The following is a 22,112-nucleotide window of genomic DNA, read 5'->3' as shown; positions in this document are numbered from 1 at the left end:
GGTGCGGGAGGCGGCACGCCGCCCCCACCGCCGCCTCCCGCACCGCCGCCGGCCCCGGGCGCAGGACGCACCGAGCGCTTCGACCTCGCCGCCCGCGCGAACGGCACGACCTACCCCATCGAGGTGTACCTGCCTGCCGTTGCCGCCGGCGATGAGCGCCTCTTCCCGACAATCTACGTCACGGACGCGGACGCGGTGTACGTGCAGGGGCAGACGCGCTTCCAGAACTTCCGCTCGTTGCTGACGGCGGCCGGCAAGGAGGCGATCCTGGTCGGCATCGGCAACACCGCCCGGCGCGGCATCGACTACGACCTGCCGGGTGCGCAGGCCTACCATGCGTTCCTGGTGGAGGAGCTGGTGCCGCAGGTGGAATCGCGCTACGCCGCCGACCCCGCGGTGCGCATGCTGTCGGGCCTGTCGCTCGGCGGCTCCTTCGTGGTGATCGCGATGCTGCTCGAAGCGCTGGACGGCCCGCCGCAGTTCAGCCACTACCTGTCCTCGGACGGCGCCTTCCACAGCAACTACGGCTCGGCGATCGATGCGCTGGAAGAGCGCGTGTACGCGCGCCGGGCCGAGACCGGCATCCCCGCCACGCTGTACCTCACCCATGGCAGCTCGGCACCGAGCAACCAGCAGGCGGTGCAGAACTTCGGCCTGCGGCTGCGCGCGCGCAACTACCCGAAGCTGAACCTGATCACGGAGGGTTTCCCTGCGGGCCATCTGGGCATGGACCCGCTGGCGTTCGACGCGGCCCTCGAACGCTTTCTCTGACCACACCCGGGTGGCCTGCCCCGGCGGCGGCGGCGGCCCGCCGGCGTGCGCCTCGCGCCCTGGCCGGCACCGCCCGGTCCACGGCGCAGGGTCTCGTCACTCGATGGTCGCGCCCGAGGCCTGGACGATGCCCTTCCACTTCTGCACGTCGGTCCTGAGCAGCGTGCCGAAGGCTTCGGTGCTCAGGGCCTGGAACTCGGCGCCCTGCTCATGGATGGCGGCCTGCACGTCGGCGCGCGCCAGCAGCTTGTTCACCTCGGCGTTCACGCGGTTGACCACGGCCGCCGGGGTGCCCGCGGGCGCGAAGATGCCGTACCAGGTGCTGACGTCGAAATCCTTGCCGAAGCCCTGTTCGGCCACGGTGGGGATGTCGGGCATGGAAGTGCTGCGCCGGGCCGAGGTGACGGCCAGCGCCCGCAGCTTGCCGGACTTGAGCTGGCCGATGGCCGAAGGCAGCGAGGACACCATCAGGTCCACGTTGCCGGCCAGCACGTCCATCATGGCCGGGTTGCTGCCCTTGTAGGGCACGTGGCGCATCTTGATGCCGGCCGTGCTGTTGAAGATCTCTCCGGCCAGGTGGATGGTGGTGCCGTTGCCGGGCGAGCCGTAGGTCACGCTGTCGGGCGCGGCCTTGGCGGCTTCCACCACATCCTTGAGCGTCTTGAACTTCGATTCGGTGCGCGTGACGATGACCACCGGCGTGTAGGCCACGTGCGCGACGGCCACGAAGTCCTTCACCGGGTCGTAGCTCAGCTTCTTGTAAAGCCAGGGCGCGACGACCATGTTGTCCTTCTGGCCCATCACCAGGTCGTAGCCCGTGGGCTGGGCGCGCGCCGCCTCGGCGATGCCGATGGTGCCGCCCGCGCCGGCGCGGTTGTCGGGCACCACGGTCCACTTCGTGGCCTCGGCGAGCTGGGTGGCGATCAGGCGCGACAGGATGTCGGTGCCGCCCCCGGGCGGGAAGGGCACGATCAGGCGCACGGGCTTGGCGGGCCAGTTGTCCTGCGCGAAGGCGGGCACGGCGATGCCGGAAGAGAGGCCGGCCACGGCAGCGGCGGGCACGGCGGCCATCAGGCGACGGCGGGAAAGGGTCATGACGGGTACCTTGTCTCTGGGGATGGGGCGGAGAAAGTGCGGCGGCCCGAGGCCCATGCGCGCCAGGCGCGCACCGCAACAGCGGGCCGAAGTGTGCCTGATGCCGGCGCCCCCGCTCCCTGGCAATGTCCCCAGGCCTGCCGCCCGCCCTTGCCATCACGGCCACAGCACCCGCGACCAGCCGTCCCTTTCCCACCCCAGCCGGCAAGCGCAGCGAAGCCCTCAGGGCATCCGCGGAACTGGCTCTGCCAAGCCGCAGGGTGCGCCCCTCTCGCGCAGCAGAGGGGGGAGCCGCGAAGCGGCCTGGGGGTGCCCCTCTTTTTTACGGCGTGATGTAGCCCGACACCACCTTCCACTTGCCGTCCACGATCTGCGACAGGCGCGACTGGTCGTTGCCCAGGCGCTTGGTGGCGGTGTAGGTCATCTTGGGCGAGCCGAACATGTCGGGCTCGAAGGTGCTTGCGTCCATGATCTTGACGAAGCTGTCCGTGCTCAGCCCGGCTCCGGCCTTCTGCGCCGCCTGGGCGAAGGTGTCGATGATCGAGTAGCCGTACACCGAGAACACCGTGGGGTCCTCGTTGAACTTGGTCTTGTACTTGTTGGCCCAGAAGCGGATCTTGTCGTTCTGCTCGTCGGTGTAGGGGTTCTGCACCGTCATGGTCGCGTACAGGCCGTCCATGGCCTTGCCGCCCAGCTTGTGGATCAGGTCGGTGTACGCCGCGCTGGAGCCCAGGAAGGTGGGATTGAAGCCGGTCTTGCGCGCCTCGCCGATGGTGCCGATGGTCTCGCGGATGATGGTGCCCAGCACGACCAGGTCGCAGTTGGCGGCCTTCATGCGCGCCACCTGGGAGCTGAAGTCGGTGGCGCCGCGCTTGAAGCTGGTCTTCTCCGCCAGCTCCATGTTCACGGCCTTCAGCGCCGCCTCGGCGCCACGCTGCACCTCCAGGCCGAACTCGTCGTCCTGGTAGATGGTGCAGACCTTCTTGGCGTTCTTCTCCTTGATCAGGGTGGGCAGCGCCAGCCGGATCTGGTCGTAATAGGTGGCGGCGAAGGAGTACTTGAGCCGGTGGTGCGGCTCGTACATCTCGCGCGCGGCCGTGATCGGCAGGAAGTTGATGACGTTCTTGCTGAACTGCACCGGCATCGCGGCCATGTTCTGCGCCGTGCCGATGTGCCCGGCCATGATGAAGATCTTGTCCTGGTTGACCAGCTTCTGCGCCGCGAGCACGGCCTTCTTCGGGTCGTAGCCCGAGTCCTCCACATAGAGCCTGAGCTTGCGGCCATTGATGCCGCCCTGCTCGTTGATCTCGTCCACGCGCAGCTGCATGCCGTTGCGCGCCTGCTTGCCGAAGCCGGCCAGCGGGCCCGACAGGTCCTGGATGGTCCCGATGCGGATCTCGTCCTTGCTCACGCCCTGCTGGGCCAGGAGCATGGGGCTGGTCAAGGCCATCGCGGCCAGGGCGATCATTCTCTTTGCAGTCATGGCTGTCTCCTTCGTTGAATCATCTGGCGCGACCGAAGGCGTGAAGATTCCGTAGCGAGCGGCCCGAGGCTGCGTCGAGGACCGCAGCCGTACTCTCGTACGGCGAGGACCGCAGGCGCAGCATCGGGCCGCGCAGTAGGAAGATTCATGCCTTCGGGTACATCTGATCGATCTGCGCGGCGTACTTGGTCTGCACGAGCTTGCGCTTGAGCTTCATGGTGGGCGTGAGTTCTTCGTCCTCGGCCGAGAGCTGGGTGTCGAGCAGGAAGAACTTCTTGATCTGCTCCACGCGCGCGAACTTGGCGTTCACGCGGTCGATCTCGTCCTGGATCAGGTCCTGCACCTCCTGCGCGCGCGTGAGGCTGGCATAGTTGCTGAAGGGCACGTCATGGTCCTGTGCGTACTTCTCGACGTTTTCCTGGTCGATCATGATGATCACCGTCAGGTAGGGCCTGGCGTCGCCGATCACCACCGCGTCGGTGACGTAGGGGCTGAACTTGAGTTCGTTCTCCAGTTCGCTGGGCGTGATGTTTTTGCCGCCCGCCGTGATGATGATGTCCTTCATGCGGTCGGTGATGCGGAAATACCCGTCCTCGTCCACCTGACCCACGTCGCCCGTGTGCAGCCAGCCGTCGGCGTCGATGGCTTCGGCGGTCTTCTCGGGCAGGTTCAGGTAGCCCATGAACACATTGGGCCCGCGCACGAGGATCTCGCCCGTGGCCGGATCGAGCCGCACTTCGTTGAAGCCCGCCGCCGGCCCGATGGAGCCGGGCTTGATGCGCCCGGCCGGAATGGCCGTGGCCGCGCCCGCGGTCTCGGTCATGCCCCACACCTCGAGCATGGGCACGCCCAGCGCCAGGTACCAGCGCACGAGTTCGGGCGAGATGGGCGCGGCGCCGGTGACGAGGAAGCGCGCGCGGTGGATGCCGATCATCTTGCGCACGTTGTCCAGCGCCAGCCAGCGCGCGAGCCTGAAGCGAAAGCGCAGGCCCGCATCCACCGGTTGGCCCGCCAGCACGCGCTCGGCGATCTGCTGCCCCACGCCGATGGCCCACTGGTAGGCCGCCTGCTGCACGCCGCTGGCTTCCTTGAGCGCGATCATCACGCCCGAGTAGAACTTCTCCCACACGCGCGGCACGGCGGTGAACACGGTCGGCGCGATCTCGCGCACGTTCTCGGGCACGGTCTCGGGGTTCTCGACGAAGTTGAGCACCGCGCCCGTGTACATGGCCGAATACTCGCCGCCCATGCGCTCGGCGATGTGGCACAGCGGCAGGAAGCACATGCGCTCGTCCTGCTCGGTCTGCGCCATCAACGTGTTGTAGCCGCGCATGGCGTACACCAGCCCGCCATGGCTGTGCATGGCGCCCTTGGGTTTGCCCGTGGTGCCAGAGGTGTAGACCAGGATGGCCAGGTCCTCGGGCCGCGTGCCGGCGATGCGCCGCGCCAGCTCCGGCGCCTGCGCCTGCATCTGGGCGCGGCCCAGCTCGCGCAGCGCCGCCAGGCTCATCACGTCCGGGTCGCGCAGCGCGCGCAGCCCTTCCATGTCGAAGACGATGACCTTGCGCAGCAGGGGCAGCCGGGCGCGCACTTCCAGCGCCTTGTCCAGCTGTTCCTCGTCTTCCACGAAGAGCACGGTGGTGCGCGAGTCCTCGCACAGGTAGTGCACCTGCGAGGCGGCATCGGTGGGGTAGATGCCGTTGGCCACGCCGTTGCAGCTGAGCACGGCCAGGTCGCACAGCACCCATTCGACGACGGTGTTGGACAGGATGGACGCGCATTCGCCGCGCGCGAAGCCCAGCGCGAGCAGGCCCGCGGCGATCTCGCGCACGGCCTCGGCGGTCTGGCGCCAGGTCCAGCTCCGCCAGATGCCCAGCTCCTTCTGCCGCATCCATACGCGGTCGGCCCGCTGTTCGGCCGCATGCCAGAAAACGGCGGGCAGGGTGTCGCCGGGCACGACGATGTCGGTGCGCGGCTGCAGGTGGGCCAGGTCCCACAGGCCTTCGGGCGCGCGGGCCGCGGAGCGTCCGGCGTCCGGCGGCGTAGCGCGGGCCGCTGCGGCGGCAGGCGTGGCGGCGGGGCTCTCGGTGTCAGCGCGCATGGGCAGGCTTCCTTCGGTGGGTGCGGGGGCGCAGCCGGGTTCGCAATGGGTTCGGCGGGCGGACGGGGCCGGCGCGGTTCAGCGCCAGGTCTTTTTCTTCTTCCAGCGCCGCTCGCCGCGCACGCCGTCGTCCTTCATCCCCAGGTAGAACTCCTTGATGTCGTCCTTCTCGCGCAGGCGGTCGCAGCGGTCTTCCATGACGATGCGGCCGTTCTCGAGCACGTAGCCGTAGTCGGCGGCGTTGAGCGCCATGTTGGCGTTCTGCTCCACCAGCAGGATGGTGGTGCCGCGCTCGCGGTTGATGCGCACCACGATCTCGAAGATTTCCTTGGTGAGCTTGGGCGACAGGCCCAGCGAAGGCTCGTCGAGCAGGATGAGCTGCGGCGCGGCCATGATGGCGCGCGAGATGGCCAGCATCTGCTGCTGGCCGCCCGACAGCAGCCCGGCGTCCTGCCCCGCACGCTCGCGCAGGATGGGGAAGTAGCCGAACACGGTTTCCATGTCGCGCGCGACGCCGTCGCGGTCCTGCCGGGTGTAGGCGCCCATGACGAGGTTGTCTTTCACTGACAGCAGCGGGAACACCTCGCGGCCCTCGGGCACGTGCGACAGGCCCTGCTGCACGATGAAGGCCGGGTCCTTGGCCGTGATGTCCATGCCCTTGAACTGCACCGATCCCTTGCGCGGATCGATGATGCCGGAGATGGTCTTGAGGATGGTCGTCTTGCCCGCGCCGTTGCTGCCCAGCACGGTGGCGATCTCGCCCTGCCGCACCTTGAGGCTCACGCCGCGGATCGCCTTGATCGGGCCGTAGGCGCTTTCGACGTTGAGGAGTTGGAGGATTTCTGCAGTCATCGGTTGCGGCCCTCGTCAAACAATCCGATGCGCCCGGATGCCTGGCAGCTCACGCCGGGCTGCTCAGACGTCACGGGTCGCCTGCGGCGACTTCCCTGCGCTGCTCGCCGGCCGGGGGAAGGACGCAAACTCGCTTCGCTCAAACATGCGTCCTTCTTTTTCCCCGCCCGGCTGCGCTGCTCGGCCGTGCCGATTCGCAGCCCGGCGTGAGCCACCAGGCATCGTGCAAACGTCGCGCCCAAGCATGGCGCATCGAGTGCTGGCGCCCCAGAAGACGTGACGGTGGATGCCACCTTGGAGCCCGGACTGGGGTGCGGGCCGGCCGATCCCTTGTGCGCCGCCGAGAAGCACAGCGCGGCCGGCCGCACGCCTGCCGAAGGACAGGCGTGCTTCGTGAACTGACTCGCGGCAGCTGTCTGAGCGGAATGAACGCAGCGAATGCAGCGAGTTCTGCGATGCGCCGGTTGCGCGAGCATCGCAGGGCAGTCCCCGCAGGGGACCGGCGCGCCAGGGTCGGCCGGCCCGCACCCGAGGCCGGGGGGCCTCTGCCAAGGACGCAAAGCGTCCAGCACCGAGCGATCGCTGCACCTCACGCCGCCCTCCGCAAGCTGCTCACATCCTCCACCGTCCCCAGATAGGCCTCGATCACGCGCGCATCGTTCTGCACCTCGCGCGCGGTGCCCATGGCCAGCACCTCCCCCTGGTTCATGGCCAGCACGCGGTCCGACACCTTGGACACCAGGCTCATGTCGTGCTCCACCATCAGCACCGAAATGCCCAGCTCGTGCTGGATGTCCTGGATCCAGAAGGCCATGTCGGCTGTCTCTTCCACATTGAGGCCGGAAGACGGCTCGTCCAGCAGCAGCAGCTTGGGCTCGGTGCACAGCGCGCGCGCCAGTTCCACCACCTTGCGCACGCCATAGGGCAGGCCCGCCACCATCGAGTCGCGGTGGTGCTGCAGGTCCAGCAGGTCGATCACCTGCTCGGCCTTCTCGCGCGCGGCGATCTCGGCCGCACGCGTGGCGGGCGTGAAGAAGACCTCGCGCCAGAAGCCCGTGCGCCGGTGCGTGTGGCGGCCGATCAGCAGGTTGTGCAGCACCGTCGCATGCTCGAACAGCTCGATGTTCTGGAAGGTGCGCGCAATCCCCAGCGCCGCGATGGCATGCGGGGGCTGGCTCGTCAGCGTGAGTGGCGACGCGTCCCCATGCCAGGTGATCTGGCCCGTGGTGGGCTGGTAGATGCGGCTGATCAGGTTGAAGACCGTGGTCTTGCCCGCGCCGTTGGGGCCGATCAGCGTGAACACCTCGCCGCGCCGCACGTCGAAGCTGACCTTGTTCACGGCCAGCACGCCGCCGAAGCGCACGCTCAGCTCGCTGGCCGAAAGAAGAAGCTCGTTGTTCATCTGAGCCGGTCCGACTTGGTGAAGGACTTCTGCCGCTTGAACATGCCGCGGCGGTAGAAGGGAAAGAGCTGCAGCCAGGTGCGGATCTTGAGCCAGCGACCGTACAGGCCCAGGGGCTCGAAGAGCACGAAGGCGATCAGCACCGCCCCGTACACCAGCCCCTGCAGCCCCGGCGCCTGGCCGATGGCCTCGGGCAGCCAGTCCTTGCTCAGCGCGATGAGCTGCGGCATGGTGATGATGAAGATCGCGCCCAGGAAGGCGCCATGCACCGAACCCAGCCCGCCGATCACCACCAGCAGCAGCAGGTCGATGGACTGCAGGATGCTGAACTGGTCGGGCGAGAGAAAGCTGATCTTGTGCGCGTACAGCGCGCCACCCAGCCCCGCGAGCGCGGCCGAGATGGCGAAGGACAGCGTCTTGTAGCGCGCCAGGTGAATGCCCATGCTCTGGGCCGAGATCTCCGAATCCCGGATGGCGACGAAGGCCCGGCCGGTGGGCGCGCGCAGCAGGTTCAGGAGGCCCAGCGTGCACAGCACCGCCACCACCAGGCACACGAAATAGAAAGGCGCGCCGCTTCCCAGGTCGAAGCCGAAGAGCGTGGGCGGATGCACATGCAGGCCGGCGTTGCCACCCGTCACGCGCTCCCAGCGCGCGAACACCTCTTCGACGATGAAGCCGAAGGCCAGCGTGGCGATGCCCAGGTAGATGCCCTTCACACGCAGCGCCGGCAGCGCCACCACCACGCCCACGGCGGCCGACAGCGCCGCCGCCGCCGCCAGCGCCAGCGGAAAGGGCACGCCCAAGTTGACCAGCACGGCCTGCGTGTAGGCCCCGGTGCCCAGGAAGGCCGCATGCCCGATGGAGAACTGCCCCGTGAAGCCAGCCAACAGCATCAGCCCCAGGCCCACCACGCTGTAGATCAGCACGAAAGTCAGCTGCGCGAGCCAGTACTCGTCCACGAGCCAGGGCGCGGCCAGCAGCGCCAGGCCCAGCAGCGAATACCAGAAGCGGTGGCCGCCGTGCTTGGCCAGCTGGATGTCCTGCGCGTAGGAGGTCTTGAAGATGAAACGCATCGATGGCCTTCCTGGGGTTCTTGTTCTTCTTGTCAGACCTTCTTGCGCAGCTTCTCGCCGAACAGGCCGTTGGGCTTGATCATGAGCATCAGCAGCACCACGATGTAGGGGGCCGTGTCCTTGAAGCCGTCGGGCAGGTAAAAGCCCGCGAAGGACTCCACCACGCCGATGATCAGCCCGCCCACGATGGCGCCCGGCAGGCTGCCGAAGCCCCCCACCACGGCCGCCGGAAAGGCCTTGAGCCCGATGAAGCCCATGTTGGCATGCACGAAGGTGATGGGCGCCAAGAGGATGCCTGCCACCGTGGCCACCGCCGCCGCCAGCCCCCACACCAGCCCGTTGAGCCGCTTGACCGGAATGCCCATGTAGTAGGCCGCCAGCTGGTTCTGCGAGCTGGCCTGCATCGCGATGCCCAGCTTGCTGTAGCGGAACATGACATAGAGCAGCAGGCACAGCGCCGCCGTGGCGCCGATCACCACCGCCTGCGGTGCGTTGACCACCAGGCCGCCCACGTTCCACACCTCGTCCTTGTAGGGCACGGCCAGCGTGTGCGTTTCGGTGCCGATGCCTGGCACCATGGTGATGAGCCCGCGCACCACGTACCCGACGCCGATGGTGAGCATGACGATGGAGAACTGCGGCTGCCCCAGGATGGGCCGGATCACCGCCAGTTCGAGCAGCGCGCCGAAGGCCACCAGCGCCGCCACCGCCAGTGCCGCCGCCAGCCAGAAGGGCAGGCCGAAGAGCGTCATGCCGGCGAAGGCCGCGAAGGCGCCCAGCATCATGAGATCGCCCTGCGCGAAGCTCACGGTCTCGGTCGCCTTGTAGATCAGCACGAAGCCCAGCGCGATGAGGCCGTAGATGCAGCCTTGGGCGATGCCGGACAGCAGCAGTTGAAGGATTTGCAAGAAGGACCTCTGCGAAGTGGCGCGACTGAGGGGGACCGTCGGTTGGCGAGGCAGTCTAGGGAGCGGGCCGGCTTGCGGCTTCGTCGGAAGCGACGAAAACCGCCGACTCCTTCACAGCACGGCGCGGCCGGCGTGGTGCAGCGCCAGCCGCCGCGAACCCGCCACGATGTCGCTGGGCTTGAGGCCGTAGAACTGGCGGATCGAGTGGCTGAAATGCGTGGAATCGGGGTAGCCGGCGCTGAGCGCGATGTCGGTGAGGCTGGCCGCGTCGCGCACGTAGCGCAGCACGCTGCGCGCGCGCTTCCAGGCGCGGAAGGCGCGGAAGGTCATCCCCGTCTGCGCCTTGAACAGGTGCAGGAAGCGCGAGAAGGACAGGTTCACTTCGGCCGCGCATTGCTCGGCCGACACCGACTCGGCCGGGTTCGCGTTCACGCGCTCGACCACGGTGCGGATGCGCGCATCCAGCGCGCGCACCGGCAGCGGCGCGCCGAAGAACAGCCGGTCGAAGTCGAAGCCGCCGAAGCACTGGCGGCCCGAGGCCGCGAGCAGCCGCGCATGCGTGGCGCGCACGTGGCGCACGAAGGCGGCGTCGTCCACCACGCCGCACTGGCGCAGCAGCGGCGGCAGCGCGTGCGGGTCGACGAACTCGGGCTCGATCACCAGGTTCAGGATCAGCGGCTGCGGGCTTTCCATGCAGTGCGGCACCATGGGCGGCACCACGATCAACTCGCCGCTCTGCCACGCGCCGCCGCCCAGGCGCACCCGGTTGGGCAGGCCCGAGGGCGAGACATAGATGGCCCACCCGCCCGAAGTGCGCAGGGCCACCGAACCCAGCAGGCCCGCATAGAACACGCGCTGGCCCGTCAGCCACATCAGGCGCTCGCCGCCGCCGGCGCGCACCACCCTGGTCGTCTGCATGCTGCCTTGTCTCCGTGCTGTACCGTTGTCGTCCACATCGCGTGGCTGCGCCTCATGGCGCACTCCCCAGCCCGTCGGTTGCGCGCATCGTAGTCAGGCGGCCGCGCAAACGTAAGGGTGGGTCGCAGGGGGCTTTCCCCTATCCGCCAGCGTAGAAGGGGGCGCTGGCGCGGCGCTTGCGGAAACTGGCTGCCGCACTCAGGGTTAGCAGCGGGTGCCGGCCGGGGGCTGCCGAGGCACGGCCGGCACGCTGTCCCGCGCGTGATTGCCCGCGCCGCGACCGCGCCCAAGACTGCGGGCCCGCACAACAACATCGGAGACCGCCATGCCCCTTTCTTCGCGCCGCCGTGCGCCTTCCTGGATCCGTGCCTCGCTCGTGCTGGCCGCCGGCGCGCTGCTGGCCGCCTGCAGCAGCGCGCCGCCCACCCGGCCGGCCGCCTGGTCCGCGCCCGAAACGCTGGTCGCGCCCTCGTCCTTCGCCGGCGTGCACGGGCTGGCCGTGGATGCGTCCGGCCGGCTGCTGGCCGGCTCGGTGGTCGGCAACGCCATCTGGGAAGTGGACCGCCAGAGCGGCGCCACGCGCGTGTTCGTGCCCGCGCCCGAGGGCCAGGCCGACGACATCGCCGTCGGCCCGCGCGGCGAACTGGCCTGGACCAACTACCTGATGGGCATGCTGCGCTACCGCGAGCGCGACGGCGCGCCGCTGCAGGTGCTGGCCAAGGACCTGCCGGGCCTGAACTCGCTGGACTTCGACCGCCAGAGCGGCAAGCTCTACGCCTCGCAGGTCTTCCTGGGCGACGCGCTGTGGGAGATCGACCGCACGGGCCAGAAGCCGCCGCGCCTGATCAAGAAGGACATGGGCGGCTTCAACGGCTTCGAGGTGGGTCCCGACGGCTGGCTCTACGGCCCGCTGTGGTTCAAGGGCCAGGTGGTGAAGATCAACCCGGCCGATGGCGCGATGACCGTGATCGCCGACGGTTTCCAGATCCCGGCCGCGGCCAACCTGGACGGCAAGGGCCACCTGTGGGTGGTGGACACGCGCACCGGCGAGCTGGTCCGCGTGGAACTGGCGACCGGCCGCAAGACAGTCGCCAAGCGCTTCACGCCCTCGCTGGACAACCTGGCCATCGCGCCCGACGGCACGATCTACGTGTCGAACATGGCGAACAACGCGGTGGACGCCTTCAACCCGGCCACGGGCGAGTCGCGCCGGCTCACGGGCGGCGCGGTGGCGGTGCCGGCGGGCCTGAAGGCCGAGGGCGGCAAGCTGTGGGTGGCCGACATCTTCGGCTTCCGCGAGGTCGACCTGGCCAGCGGGGCCGTGAGCGACATCTTCCGCATGCAGCGCGAGCCGGAGCTGGAGTACCCCTTCGCGGTCGGCCTGTCGAAGACGCAGTTCGCGCTCGCGTCCTGGTTCACGGGCACGGTGCAGCTGGTGGACCGCGCCACGCGCAAGACCACGTCCATCCTCCACGGCCTGAAGGCGCCCTATGACGCCATTCCGATGGACGACGGCAGCGTGATCGTGGCCGAGCTCGGCACCGGCAGCGTCACGCGCTTCAGCGGCCCCAAGCATGAGCAGCAGCAGATCCTGGCCAGCGGCATCCAGGGCCCGGTGCAGATGGTGCTGGGCGCCGACGACGCGGTGTACGTGACCGAGGCCGCCGGCCGGCTGCTGCGCGTGCCGGCGACCGGCGGCGCGCCGGCCGTGGTGGCACAGGGGCTGCAGATGCCCGAGGGCCTGGCGCAGACGCCCTGGGGCAGCTTCGTCGTGGCGGAAGCGGGTGCGCAGCGGCTGGTGGAGATCAACCCGGCCGACGGCAGCCGCCGCACCATCGCGGCGCAGCTGCCCATCGGCCTGGCGGGAAGCCCGGGACTGCCGCCGCCCAATGTGCCCACCGGCGTGGCGGTGGGCGCGGACGGCAGTGTCTACGTCTCGGCCGACCGCAACAACGCGATCTACCGCATCCGCCCGGCACGCTGACCGGACGTCGCGCCGGCAGCGTGAGACGCCGGCGCGCTGTTGAACACGCGACGGCCCGCCCCTCGGCGGGCCGTTAGCATTCGTCCATCGCTTTTCTCCCTTCTCTTTCCCTTTTTCAGGAGCAATTCAATGGACATCCAGACCGTCGGCATCATCGGTGCGGGCACCATGGGCAACGGCATCGCGCAGGCCTGCGCCGTTTCGGGCATTCGCGTGGTCATGGTCGACATCGCGCAGGCCGCAGTGGACAAAGGTATCGCCACCGTTTCGGGCAGCCTGGACCGGCTGATCAAGAAGGACAAGCTCACCGAAGCGCAGAAGGCCGACGCGCTCGCGCTGATCAAGGGCTCGACGAACTACGAAGACCTCAAGGGCGCGCAGCTGGTCATCGAGGCCGCGACCGAGAACTACGCGCTCAAGCTCAAGATCCTCCAGCAGGTCGAGGCGCTGCTGCCGCCCGAAGTGATCATCGCGTCGAACACCTCGTCGATCTCGATCACCAAGCTGGCCGCGGCCACGAGCCGCCCCGACCGCTTCATCGGCATGCACTTCTTCAACCCGGTGCCGATGATGGCGCTGGTGGAGCTGATCCGCGGCTACCTGACCAGCGACGCCACGCACGACGCCGTGAAGGCCCTGTCGCTGAAGCTGGGCAAGTCGCCCATCACGGTGAAGAACGCGCCCGGCTTCGTGGTCAACCGCATCCTCGTGCCCATGATCAACGAGGCCTTCTTCGTGCTGGCCGAAGGCCTGGCGACGCCGGAAGACATCGACGCCGGCATGAAGCTGGGCTGCAACCAGCCCATCGGCCCGCTGGCCCTGGCCGACATGATCGGCCTGGACGTGTGCCTGGCCGTGATGCAGGTCTACCTGGAAGAGTTCGGCGACTCCAAGTACCGCCCCTGCCCGCTGCTGGCCGAAATGGTGGCCGCCGGCCAGCTGGGCCGCAAGACCGGCCGCGGCGTGTACAAATACTGACCCCCCGTTTGGACTTCCTCACGGCGTGTGGAAGTCCATACCCCAAAGCCCTCAGGGCACCCGAGGACCTGGCTTTGCCGGGTGCGCCCTCCCGCCGCAGGCGAGAGAATGGAGGGGCGGCCAAGCCGCCTGGGGCGGCGCTTCTATTTCAACCATTCGCGCGCCCAACCCAGCCCGTCGGTGGTGCCACCCGGCACCGCGCCGCGCTGCGGCCGGTACTCGCAGCCGATCCAGCCGTCGTAGCCCAGCGCGTCCAGCTCGGCGAAAAGGAAGGGATGGTTCAGCTCGCCCAGGTCGGGCTCGTGGCGTTGCGGCACGCCCGCGATCTGGAGGTGGCCGACGCGGCCCGTGGGCAGGTACTGGCGCAGCTTCATCGCCAGGTCGCCTTCCATGATCTGCGCGTGGTACAGGTCGAACTGCACCTTGACGTTGGACTCACCGATCTCCTGCACCAGCGCATGCGCCTGGCCCTGCAGGTTCAGGAAGTAGCCGGGCATGTCGCGCAGGTTGATGGGCTCGATCAGGATGTCCACGCCCTGCTTCGCCGCTTCGCGCGCGGCCAGGCGCAGGTTGGCGACGTAGGTGGCACGCACATCCTCGCGGCTCTGGCCGGCGGGCAGCAGGCCGGCCATCACGTGCACGCGCGGGCACTGCAGCGTCTTCGCGTAGGCCAGGGCCTTCGCAATGCCTTCGGCGAACTCGGCCTCGCGGCCGGGCAGGCAGGCGATGCCGCGCTCGCCGGCCTCCCAGTCGCCAGGCGGCGCGTTGAACAGGGCCTGCTGCAGGCCGTGCTGCGTCAGGCGCTGAGCGATGTCCTCGGCCGCGAAGGCATAGGGAAACAGGTATTCCACGCCGGTGAAACCGTCCTTCGCAGCGGCAGCGAAGCGGTCGAGGAAGTCATGCTCGTTGTAGAGCATGCTCAGGTTGGCGGCAAAACGGGGCATGCGGGTCTCCTGGGGGCAATCAGTGGGTCAGTGGTGGGGTCACCAGCTGGCGCCGAAGACCTGACGCAGTTCTTCGATCTGCGCCTCGGTCAGCGGTGCGAGCGCGGGCTGCAGCCGGTGCAGGTGCGCGGTCTCTTCCAGCTCTTCGAGCACGGTCATGGCGGCGGCGGGCGTGTCGTGCCAGACGTTGGGGCCCAGGCGCGCGAGCATCACGGCCTGCAGGCGGCGGCCCTGCGCGGCATGGCGCGCGATGGCCTGGGCCACGGCCTCGGCGGCGGCCGGGTCGCCCGGGCGGCGGTAGGCGATGTGCGGCACGCGGCCCACCTTCATCACGAAGTAGGGCGTGATGGGCGGCAGCAGTTCGGCGTCGTCGGGCAAGGCGCCGCCGGCCGCACGGGCTGCACTGTCGGCCTGCAGCGAGCAAGCCACCAGCTGCGTGCTGTGCGTGTGGATCACGCAGGCCGCGGCATGGCCCGCGGCGGCCGTGGCTTCGTAGATGCGGCGGTGCAGCGCGAGGGTCTTGCTGCCCTTGTCGCCGGACAGCTGCCGGCCCTGCGCATCCAGCCGGGCGAGCCGGGCCGGGTCCAGCGTGCCCAGGCAGGCGTCGGTGGGCGTGATCAGGAAGCCGTCGGCCATCCGCACGCTGATGTTGCCGGCCGTGGCATGCACATAGCCGCGCTCGAACAGGCTGCGGCCGACGCGGCAGATCTCGTCGCGGGCTTGGGTTTCGGTCATGGGCAGAGCTGCCATGGCGTTCAGGCCGCCAGCGCCGCAAAGGCCTTGGTGAAGAAGTCGGGGGTGCCGAAGTTGCCGGACTTGAGCGTGATGTGCAAGCCTTCGGGCGCCTTCAGCGCCGCGTCGACCGCGGCATGGCACCACGGCACGCCCGGGTCGATCTGCCCGCCGATGCGCATCTGCGCGATGCCCAGCGCCTGCACGCAGGCGCCCGAGGTCTCGCCGCCCGCCACCACCAGTTGCCGCACGCCGCGCGCGGCCAGGCCGCGCGCGATCTGCGCCAGCGTGCGCTCGACCAGGGCGCCGGCCTCTTCCACGCCCAGCTGGCCCTGGATGGCGCGCACGTCGCGCGGCTCGGCCGTCGAATAGACCAGCACTGGGCCGCCGTCCAGCAGTGGCTCGGCCCAGGCCAGGGCTTCGGCCGCCACGTCCACCCCGGCGGCGATGCGCAGCGGGTCGATGGCCAGCGCCGGCCGGCCGGACTGGATGAAGGCCAGCACCTGGCCGTTGGTGGCGGTGGAGCAGCTGCCCGACACGATGGCCTGGCGTCCGCCCGCGGCCGGCAGCGAGGCCGCCTGCGACGAGGGCGCGAGGCCGAAGTTGGCCGGCAGCGCGATGGCCACGCCCGAGCCGGCCGTCAGCAGCGGCAGCTCGGCCAGGGCCGGGCCCATGCGCAGCAGGTCGTCGTTGGACACGGCGTCGACGATGGCGATGGCCACGCCCTCGGCCCTGAGCGCCGCGATGCGCGCGCGCACCGCGTCGGCGCCCTGCGCGACCACGGTGTGGTCGATCAGGCCCACGCGCTGCTGCGTCTGCGCCTGCAGCACGCGCACCAGGTTCGGGTCGGTCATGGGCGTGAGCGGGTGGTTCTGCATGCCGCTCTCGCTCAGCAGCACGTCGCCCGCGAACAGGTAGCCCTTGAACACCGTGCGCTTGTTGTCCGGGAAGGCCGGCGTGGCGATGGTGAAGGGCGTGCCCAGCGCGGCCATCAGCGCGTCGGTCACGGGGCCGATGTTGCCCGCGGGCGTGCTGTCGAAGGTGGAGCAGTATTTGAAGTAGATCTGCTGCGCGCCCTGCGCCTGCAGCCAGCGCAGCGCGTCCAGCGACTGGGCCACGGCCTCGGGCGCTGGAATGGTGCGCGACTTGAGCGCGACCACCACCGCGTCCGCCTCCGTATCGAGGGGCTCGGCGGGCACGCCGATGGTCTGCACCACACGCATGCCGGCGCGCACCAGGTTGTTGGCCAGGTCGGTGGCGCCGGTGAAGTCGTCGGCGATGCAGCCCAGCAGGATCTTCTTCGTGTGCGTGGCGCTCATGGCTCAGTCCTTCTTTTGGGCCTCGGGCAGCGTGATGCCCGGGAAGATCTTGATCACGGCGCTGTCGTCCTCGCGCGCGAAGCCGGCCGTGGAGGCCTGCATGAACATCTGGTGCGCGGTGGCCGCCAGCGGCAGCGGGAATTTGCTGGCACGCGCCGTGTCCAGCACCAGGCCCAGGTCCTTGACGAAGATGTCCACGGCCGACAGCGGCGTGTAGTCGCCGGCCAGCACGTGGGCCATGCGGTTCTCGAACATCCAGCTGTTGCCGGCGCTGTTCGTGATGACCTCGTACAGCGCATCGGCGGCCACGCCTTCACGCAGGCCCAGGGCCATGGCCTCGGCGGCCACGGCGATGTGCACGCCGGCCAGCAGCTGGTTGATGATCTTCACCTTGCTGCCCGCGCCGGCCTGGTCGCCCAGGCGGTAGACCTTGCCGGCCATGGCGTTCAGCACCGCGTCGGCCGCGGCATAGGCCTCGGGCTTGGCCGAGGTCATCATGGTCATCTGGCCCGACGCGGCCTTGGCCGCGCCGCCCGAGATGGGGGCGTCGATGTAGTGGATGCCCGCCGCGTTCAGGCGTGCCTCCAGCGCGATCGACCAGTTCGGGTCCACCGTGGAACACATGACGAAGGTGCTGCCGGCCTTCATGGCCGACGCGGCTCCGCCGTCGCCGAAGAGCACGGCTTCGGTCTGCGCCGCATTCACCACCACCGACACCACCACCGACGCGGCAGCCGCCACCTCGGCCGGCGTCTTCCAGGCCGTGCCACCGTCCGCGGCGAAGGCCACGGCCGCCTCGTGGCGCACGTCGCACACGTGCACGTCGAAGCCGTTGTTGCGCAGCGTCTTGGCGATGCCGGCGCCCATGGCGCCCAGGCCCACGATGCCGACGGAAGGTTGGGTCATGTTGCTTGTCCTTGCGAGAGGGGAGTGGGAAACCGGCGGTCGCGCTCAGCCGACCAGGGCCCAGAGGATGGCCGTGAGTGCGAAGCCGCACAAGCCCAGCACGGTGGTCAGCACGGTCCAGCTGCGCAGGCCGTCGGCCACCGACAGGCCCAGGTAGCGCGTGACGATCCAGAAGCCCGAATCGTTGACGTGCGACAGGCCCAGGCCGCCGAAGCCGATGGCCACCGCCAGCAGCGCGACCTGCACGGTGCTGTAGTTGCCGTCTTGGATGGCGCCCAGCAGCAGGCCGCAGGTGGTGAGGATGGCCACGGTGGCCGAACCCTGCGCCGCGCGCAGGGCCAGCGAGATCACGAAGCCGGCCAGCAGCAGGGGCAGGTGCGCCGCGGTGATGGTGCTGGACAGCGCGGCGCCGATGCCGGTGGCCGTCAGCACCTTGGCAAAGACGCCGCCGGCGCCGGTCACCAGGATCACGGTGGCGGCCGGCGGCAAGGCCGATTCCATCACGTCGTTGGTCTTCTGCCGGCTCCAGCCCTGCTGGCGCGCGATGAGCAGGAAGGCCAGGCCGATGGCGACCATCAGCGCGAAGATGGGCGAGCCGATGAAGCCCAGCACATTGCGCAGGCCGTCGCCCTTGGGCAGCAGCGTGGCGCCGGTGGTGCCGACCATGATCAGCAGCAGGGGCACCAGGATCAGCGTGAGGACCACGCCCACGCCGGGCGCGCGCGGCTGGCCGGCCGCGTCAGTGACGGCGTCGAAGGCGGCGAACTGCTCGGCCGTGGTGGGCAGCATCTCGTAGCGGCGGCGGTTGAGCCAGCCGCCCACGAACTGCGCCACCGGCGCGAGCAGCACGCAGATGCCCAGGCCGATCAGCGTGATCCAGCCCACGTCGGCATTGAGCACCGCCGCACCGCCCACGATGCCCGGGTGCGGCGGCACCACCACGTGGGTGGCCAGCATGATGCCGGCCACGGGCAGGCCGAACTTGACCGGGTCCACCTTCGCGGCCTTGCAGAAGCCGTAGATGATGGGCACCAGGATGATGAAGCCCACGTCGAAGAAGACGGGGATGGACAGCACCAGCGCGGCCGCGGTGAGGGCCGCCGGCACCCGGCGCGGCCCGAGCCAGCCGGTGAAGCGCTGCGCCAGGCTGCCCGCGCCGCCCGAGACCTCGATCACCCGGCCCACCATGGCGCCCAGCGCGACCAGGATGGCCACCGAGCCCAGCGTGCCGCCCATGCCCGAGATCAGCGTGGGAATGATGTCGCCCACCGGCATGCCGGCGGCGAAGGCCACCCCGATGCTCACCAGCATCATGGCGATGAAGGCATGGACCTGGAATCGGATGATCAGCAGCAGAAGCAGGGCGATGCCGCCGAGCGCAATGCCCAGCAGGGCGGTGGTGGACATGGGAAAGGGTCTCCGGAGATCTGGAACGGTGAACCGGGCCGGCCTGCGCCGAAGCAAGCAGGTCATATGGTCATCATACAAATTATGACGCAGCGACGGCTGGGGTTAACCCTAGGCCATCCTCCTTAGCAGGCCGTTGAAAAAATGCTCATCGAACGCGCCAGGGTCGTGGATTTCGAAGAAACGGATCGCCCAAACTGGCCTGCGCAGCGATTGGAGCGGCCATTTCGGCCTGTTTGCAGGCCGTTTTGCCCGTTCCGGGCGCACGTATCCCATGGTTCACGCATGATGCGCGTCCCACCAGCCGCCCAGACTGCCCATGCGCACCAGGTTGTAGGTGGCAAAGCACAGCAGCGCCTGGCCCGCGAGCTTGGCCTGACCGATCAATTTGGTCTTGGCCAGACCACCCACTGTCTTGATCCAGCCAAAGGCCTCCTCGATGCGCTTGCGCACTTTGAGGCTGGTCTTGTAGCCCTCGTGGCGCCGGATGCGGCCATCGACCGCCGAGTGCTTGTCCTTGGCCGCCACGTGTGGCGTGACTTTGAGCTTTCGGCAGCCCTTGATGAAGGCCTGGCTGTCGTAACCTTTGTCGGCCCCGACCGTGGCCCGCTTGTTCTTGTTTCCCCGGCGTTTGAGCATCGCCAGCGCCGCCTCGCGCGCGGCGGTGCCACTGGCATGTGTGATCTCCACATCCACGATCAGCCCGTTGCGGTTCTCCATGAGGATGTGCCCCATGTGGCACAGGCGAGATTTGTCGCCCGCGCTCTTCTTGAACAGCCGGGCATCGGCATCGGTGGTGCTGGCGTGGGTGTCGTTGCAGCGCTCCTGCCCTTTGAAGTTCACCTCGGGGTTGCGTCCGGGTGGCGTGCCGCTGTCGTCGTCTTTGCGTTTGAAACTCTTGTGCGAGGCCCAGGCCTCAATCAGCGTGCCGTCCACGCTGAAGTGTTCGTCGCTGGCAAGCCGGCCCCACTGGGCGCTGAGCTTGACGCGCTCGAAGAAGGCGCGCGCCAGGTCTTCGTTGAAGAGGCGTTCGCGGTTGGCGCTGAAGGTGGAGTGGTCCCAGACCTTGTCTTCAATGTTCAGGCCCACGAACCAGCGGTACAGCAGGTTGTAGTTGACCGCCTCGACCAGCTGGCGTTCGCTGCGGATGGAGAACAGGATTTGCAGCAGCAAGGCCTTGAGCAGCATCTCCGGCGGCACCGAGGGGCGGCCACGGCGGGCGTACACCGCTTCGAACTCGCTGTTCATGCTCGACAGCAGCGCATCCACCACGGCGCGCAACTTGCGCAGCGGGTGTGCCGCTGGCACTCTTTCTTCAAGGCTGATGTAGCTAAACATCGCCCCCTGGAAGTCTTGGTTGCCTCTCATCTTTCTTGTCGCAGTTGTTCCGGGATGGCTTCAGATCGTAGCGGCCGACGCGGACGCTCGCAGGGGATTTTTCAACGGCCTGTTAGAGCGTGGCGCCCACCAGGTCCTGCGCCAGCCGGCGCCCTTCCTGCGCCCAGAAGGCGGGGTCGGCCTGCTCGATGCGCCGCGCGGCATTGCGCATGTGCCGCGCCGCCGCCTGGCGCGCGGCGGACGGGTCGCCGGCCGCGATGGCGGCCACCAGCACCTCGTGTTCCTGCAGCACGTCGGCCGCGAAGGGCGCGTGCCGCGCTTCGTTGGCCCGCGTGACGCGGGTGGCGCCGCGCAGGAACTGCGACAGGTAGTCCAGCGTATGGATCAGGAAGGGATTGCGTGCCGCCTCGGCGATGGCCCGGTGGAACTGCACGTCCTCTTCCACGCCGTCGCGCCCGGCCGCGACGGCGGCGTCGATGGCCGCAAGCGCCGTGCGGATGCGCGCCAGGTCCTCGTCCGTGCGGCGCTCGGCCGCCAGTTCGGCCACCTCGGCTTCCAGCGCGCGGCGCACTTCGACGATCTGCAGCACCGCCTCCCTGGAAGCGGCGGCCATGGGGTCGAAGCGCAGCGGCTCGAAATCCGGCTTGCGCGCATACATGCCGCTGCCCTGGCGGGCGTCGATCAGGCCGCGCGACTTCAGGCGCGACACCGCCTCGCGCACCACCGTGCGGCTGACGCCGAACTGCTGCACCAGCGCCGCCTCGGTGGGCAGCCTGGCGCCCTCGGCCAGGCGGCCGGCGCGGATCTCCTGCTCGAGCGCGCTGGCGACCTGGTCTGCCAGGCGCAGGCCGGGTTTGATGGTGCGGAAGGTGACGGACATGAACGAAGCGGAAACGCGAAACGCGGGGCCGGCGGGCGGCGCCGCCGTCCGCGCATCGTACCGAGGATGCCGCGCTGGCGCCGTGCCGCGGCGCCGAGGTCGTCTGCGCGACTGCGCCGCCTGCGGCGCTGCACTATGGTCCATGCCCAGCATCGACATCGACGAGACAGCCATGGACATCCAGACCCCCACCCCGCCGGCCGAGGGCTGCATCAGCACGGAAGTGCGCGGCCCCATCCTGCTGATCGGCATCAACCGCCCGGCCAAGCGCAACGGCTGGACGCCCGCCATGTTCCGCCAGCTGGCCGAAGCCTACACCCGGCTGGACGACGACCCGGACCTGCGCGTGGGCGTGCTGCATGCCTTCGGCGACCATTTCACGGCCGGGCTGGACCTGCCCGTGATCTCGGAATTCGTGAAGAAGGGCGGCGTCGCCATCCCGGCCGACGGCACGCTGGTGGAGCCGCACAACATGGGCGTGCCGGGCTACCGCCGCCGCACCAAGCCCCTGGTGGCGGCCGTGCAGGGCATCTGCTTCACCGTGGGCATCGAGCTGATGCTGGCCGCCGACATCACGGTGGCGGCCGACAACTGCCGCTTCTCGCAGCTGGAAGTGGCGCGCAACATCATGGCCTCGGGCGGCGCCACCTTGCGCATGGCCGAGCGCGCGGGCATGGGCAACGCCATGCTGCACCTGCTGACGGCCGACGAATTCGACAGCGCCGAGGCCTACCGCCTGAACTTCGTGCAGAAGGTGGTGCCGGCCGGCGAGCAGCTGGGCGCCGCCTTCGCCATCGCCGAGCGCATCGCCGCCCAGGCGCCGCTGGCCGTGGTGGCCACGCGGCTGAACGTCATCAAGGCCATCGAGCAGGGGCCGCTGGCGGCCATCGAGGACTTCAAGCCCGTGCAGCAGCAGCTGATCCACAGCGAGGACGCGGCCGAGGGCGTGCGCGCCTTCATCGAGAAGCGCCCGCCGCGCTTCACCGGGCGCTGAAACCGCGCCGCACGGCCGGGCCGCCTT

At 69.2% G+C, this 22,112-nt stretch carries 19 protein-coding genes; 4 read left to right on the top strand and 15 right to left on the bottom strand.

Annotated elements, in window-relative coordinates; all coding sequences use genetic code 11:
• Nucleotides 1-771: alpha/beta hydrolase (locus LG388_RS10480; protein WP_225782735.1), on the top strand; the 771-nt coding region annotated here is incomplete at its 5' end.
• Between the two features lie 96 nt (nucleotides 772-867).
• On the opposite strand, the gene LG388_RS10475 is transcribed toward LG388_RS10480, so the two are convergent.
• The 8 genes from LG388_RS10475 to LG388_RS10440 form a co-directional block, all read right to left on the bottom strand.
• The gene (locus LG388_RS10475; protein WP_225782734.1) at nucleotides 868-1,866 is read right to left on the bottom strand and encodes a tripartite tricarboxylate transporter substrate binding protein; all 999 of its coding nucleotides are present in this window, start codon (nucleotides 1,864-1,866) and stop codon (nucleotides 868-870) included.
• Between the two features lie 322 nt (nucleotides 1,867-2,188).
• Entirely contained in the window at nucleotides 2,189-3,349 is a 1,161-nt protein-coding gene (locus tag LG388_RS10470; protein WP_370630127.1) for an ABC transporter substrate-binding protein, read from the bottom strand.
• Nucleotides 3,350-3,494: 145 nt separating this feature from the next.
• Nucleotides 3,495-5,450, bottom strand: a complete 1,956-nt coding sequence (locus LG388_RS10465; protein ID WP_225782733.1) for a long-chain fatty acid--CoA ligase — start codon at nucleotides 5,448-5,450, stop codon at nucleotides 3,495-3,497.
• A gap of 78 nt (nucleotides 5,451-5,528) precedes the next feature.
• Nucleotides 5,529-6,302 (bottom strand): ABC transporter ATP-binding protein, encoded by a 774-nt coding sequence (locus LG388_RS10460; RefSeq protein ID WP_225782732.1) that lies wholly within the window; start codon nucleotides 6,300-6,302, stop codon nucleotides 5,529-5,531.
• Nucleotides 6,303-6,891: 589 nt separating this feature from the next.
• Nucleotides 6,892-7,704, bottom strand: a complete 813-nt coding sequence (locus LG388_RS10455; protein WP_225782731.1) for an ABC transporter ATP-binding protein — start codon at nucleotides 7,702-7,704, stop codon at nucleotides 6,892-6,894.
• Nucleotides 7,701-8,777: a branched-chain amino acid ABC transporter permease gene (locus LG388_RS10450; RefSeq protein WP_225782730.1), complete on the bottom strand. Its 1,077-nt coding sequence runs from the start codon at nucleotides 8,775-8,777 to the stop codon at nucleotides 7,701-7,703. The genes LG388_RS10455 and LG388_RS10450 overlap by 4 nt, the downstream gene beginning before the upstream one ends.
• Before the next feature lie 32 nt (nucleotides 8,778-8,809).
• Nucleotides 8,810-9,685: a branched-chain amino acid ABC transporter permease gene (locus LG388_RS10445; protein ID WP_225782729.1), complete on the bottom strand. Its 876-nt coding sequence runs from the start codon at nucleotides 9,683-9,685 to the stop codon at nucleotides 8,810-8,812.
• Nucleotides 9,686-9,796: 111 nt separating this feature from the next.
• Nucleotides 9,797-10,603 (bottom strand): AraC family transcriptional regulator, encoded by an 807-nt coding sequence (locus LG388_RS10440; protein ID WP_225782728.1) that lies wholly within the window; start codon nucleotides 10,601-10,603, stop codon nucleotides 9,797-9,799.
• A gap of 325 nt (nucleotides 10,604-10,928) precedes the next feature.
• On the opposite strand from LG388_RS10440, the gene LG388_RS10435 reads away from it, so the two are divergent.
• Both LG388_RS10435 and LG388_RS10430 read left to right on the top strand, forming a co-directional pair.
• Nucleotides 10,929-12,587 (top strand): hypothetical protein, encoded by a 1,659-nt coding sequence (locus LG388_RS10435; protein WP_225782727.1) that lies wholly within the window; start codon nucleotides 10,929-10,931, stop codon nucleotides 12,585-12,587.
• Nucleotides 12,588-12,716: 129 nt separating this feature from the next.
• Complete coding sequence (locus LG388_RS10430; RefSeq protein ID WP_225782726.1) at nucleotides 12,717-13,565, top strand: 3-hydroxybutyryl-CoA dehydrogenase; 849 nt, start codon at nucleotides 12,717-12,719, stop codon at nucleotides 13,563-13,565.
• A gap of 143 nt (nucleotides 13,566-13,708) precedes the next feature.
• Here the strand turns inward: LG388_RS10430 and otnI are convergent, their stop codons facing one another.
• From otnI to LG388_RS10395, 7 genes are all read right to left on the bottom strand, one after another.
• On the bottom strand, nucleotides 13,709-14,509 hold the full coding sequence (gene otnI / locus LG388_RS10425; protein WP_225782725.1) for a 2-oxo-tetronate isomerase: 801 nt from the start codon (nucleotides 14,507-14,509) through the stop codon (nucleotides 13,709-13,711).
• 39 nt (nucleotides 14,510-14,548) lie between these two features.
• Complete coding sequence (locus LG388_RS10420) at nucleotides 14,549-15,244, bottom strand: aldolase (RefSeq protein ID WP_225782724.1); 696 nt, start codon at nucleotides 15,242-15,244, stop codon at nucleotides 14,549-14,551.
• 20 nt (nucleotides 15,245-15,264) lie between these two features.
• Entirely contained in the window at nucleotides 15,265-16,560 is a 1,296-nt protein-coding gene (gene otnK / locus LG388_RS10415) for a 3-oxo-tetronate kinase (protein ID WP_225782723.1), read from the bottom strand.
• Nucleotides 16,561-16,563: 3 nt separating this feature from the next.
• Nucleotides 16,564-17,466 carry an L-threonate dehydrogenase gene (gene ltnD, locus LG388_RS10410; RefSeq protein WP_225782722.1) on the bottom strand — a complete coding sequence of 301 codons (903 nt, stop codon included), beginning with the start codon at nucleotides 17,464-17,466 and terminating at the stop codon, nucleotides 16,564-16,566.
• Between the two features lie 45 nt (nucleotides 17,467-17,511).
• A complete protein-coding gene (locus tag LG388_RS10405) occupies nucleotides 17,512-18,873 on the bottom strand; it encodes a GntP family transporter (protein WP_225782721.1) in 1,362 nt (453 codons plus the stop codon).
• Nucleotides 18,874-19,152: 279 nt separating this feature from the next.
• Nucleotides 19,153-20,241: an IS5 family transposase gene (locus LG388_RS10400; protein ID WP_225782720.1), complete on the bottom strand. Its 1,089-nt coding sequence runs from the start codon at nucleotides 20,239-20,241 to the stop codon at nucleotides 19,153-19,155.
• Between the two features lie 82 nt (nucleotides 20,242-20,323).
• Entirely contained in the window at nucleotides 20,324-21,091 is a 768-nt protein-coding gene (locus LG388_RS10395) for a FadR/GntR family transcriptional regulator (RefSeq protein ID WP_225782719.1), read from the bottom strand.
• Between the two features lie 172 nt (nucleotides 21,092-21,263).
• On the opposite strand from LG388_RS10395, the gene LG388_RS10390 reads away from it, so the two are divergent.
• Nucleotides 21,264-22,085 carry a crotonase/enoyl-CoA hydratase family protein gene (locus LG388_RS10390; RefSeq protein WP_225782780.1) on the top strand — a complete coding sequence of 274 codons (822 nt, stop codon included), beginning with the start codon at nucleotides 21,264-21,266 and terminating at the stop codon, nucleotides 22,083-22,085.
• Nucleotides 22,086-22,112: the final 27 nt, after the last annotated feature.

The organism is Xenophilus sp. Marseille-Q4582 (assembly GCF_916700565.1).
GTDB lineage: Bacteria > Pseudomonadota > Gammaproteobacteria > Burkholderiales > Burkholderiaceae_C > Xenophilus.
The sequence above is the reverse complement of the archived record's forward strand: the minus strand, read 5'-3'. Positions and strand labels throughout refer to the sequence as shown.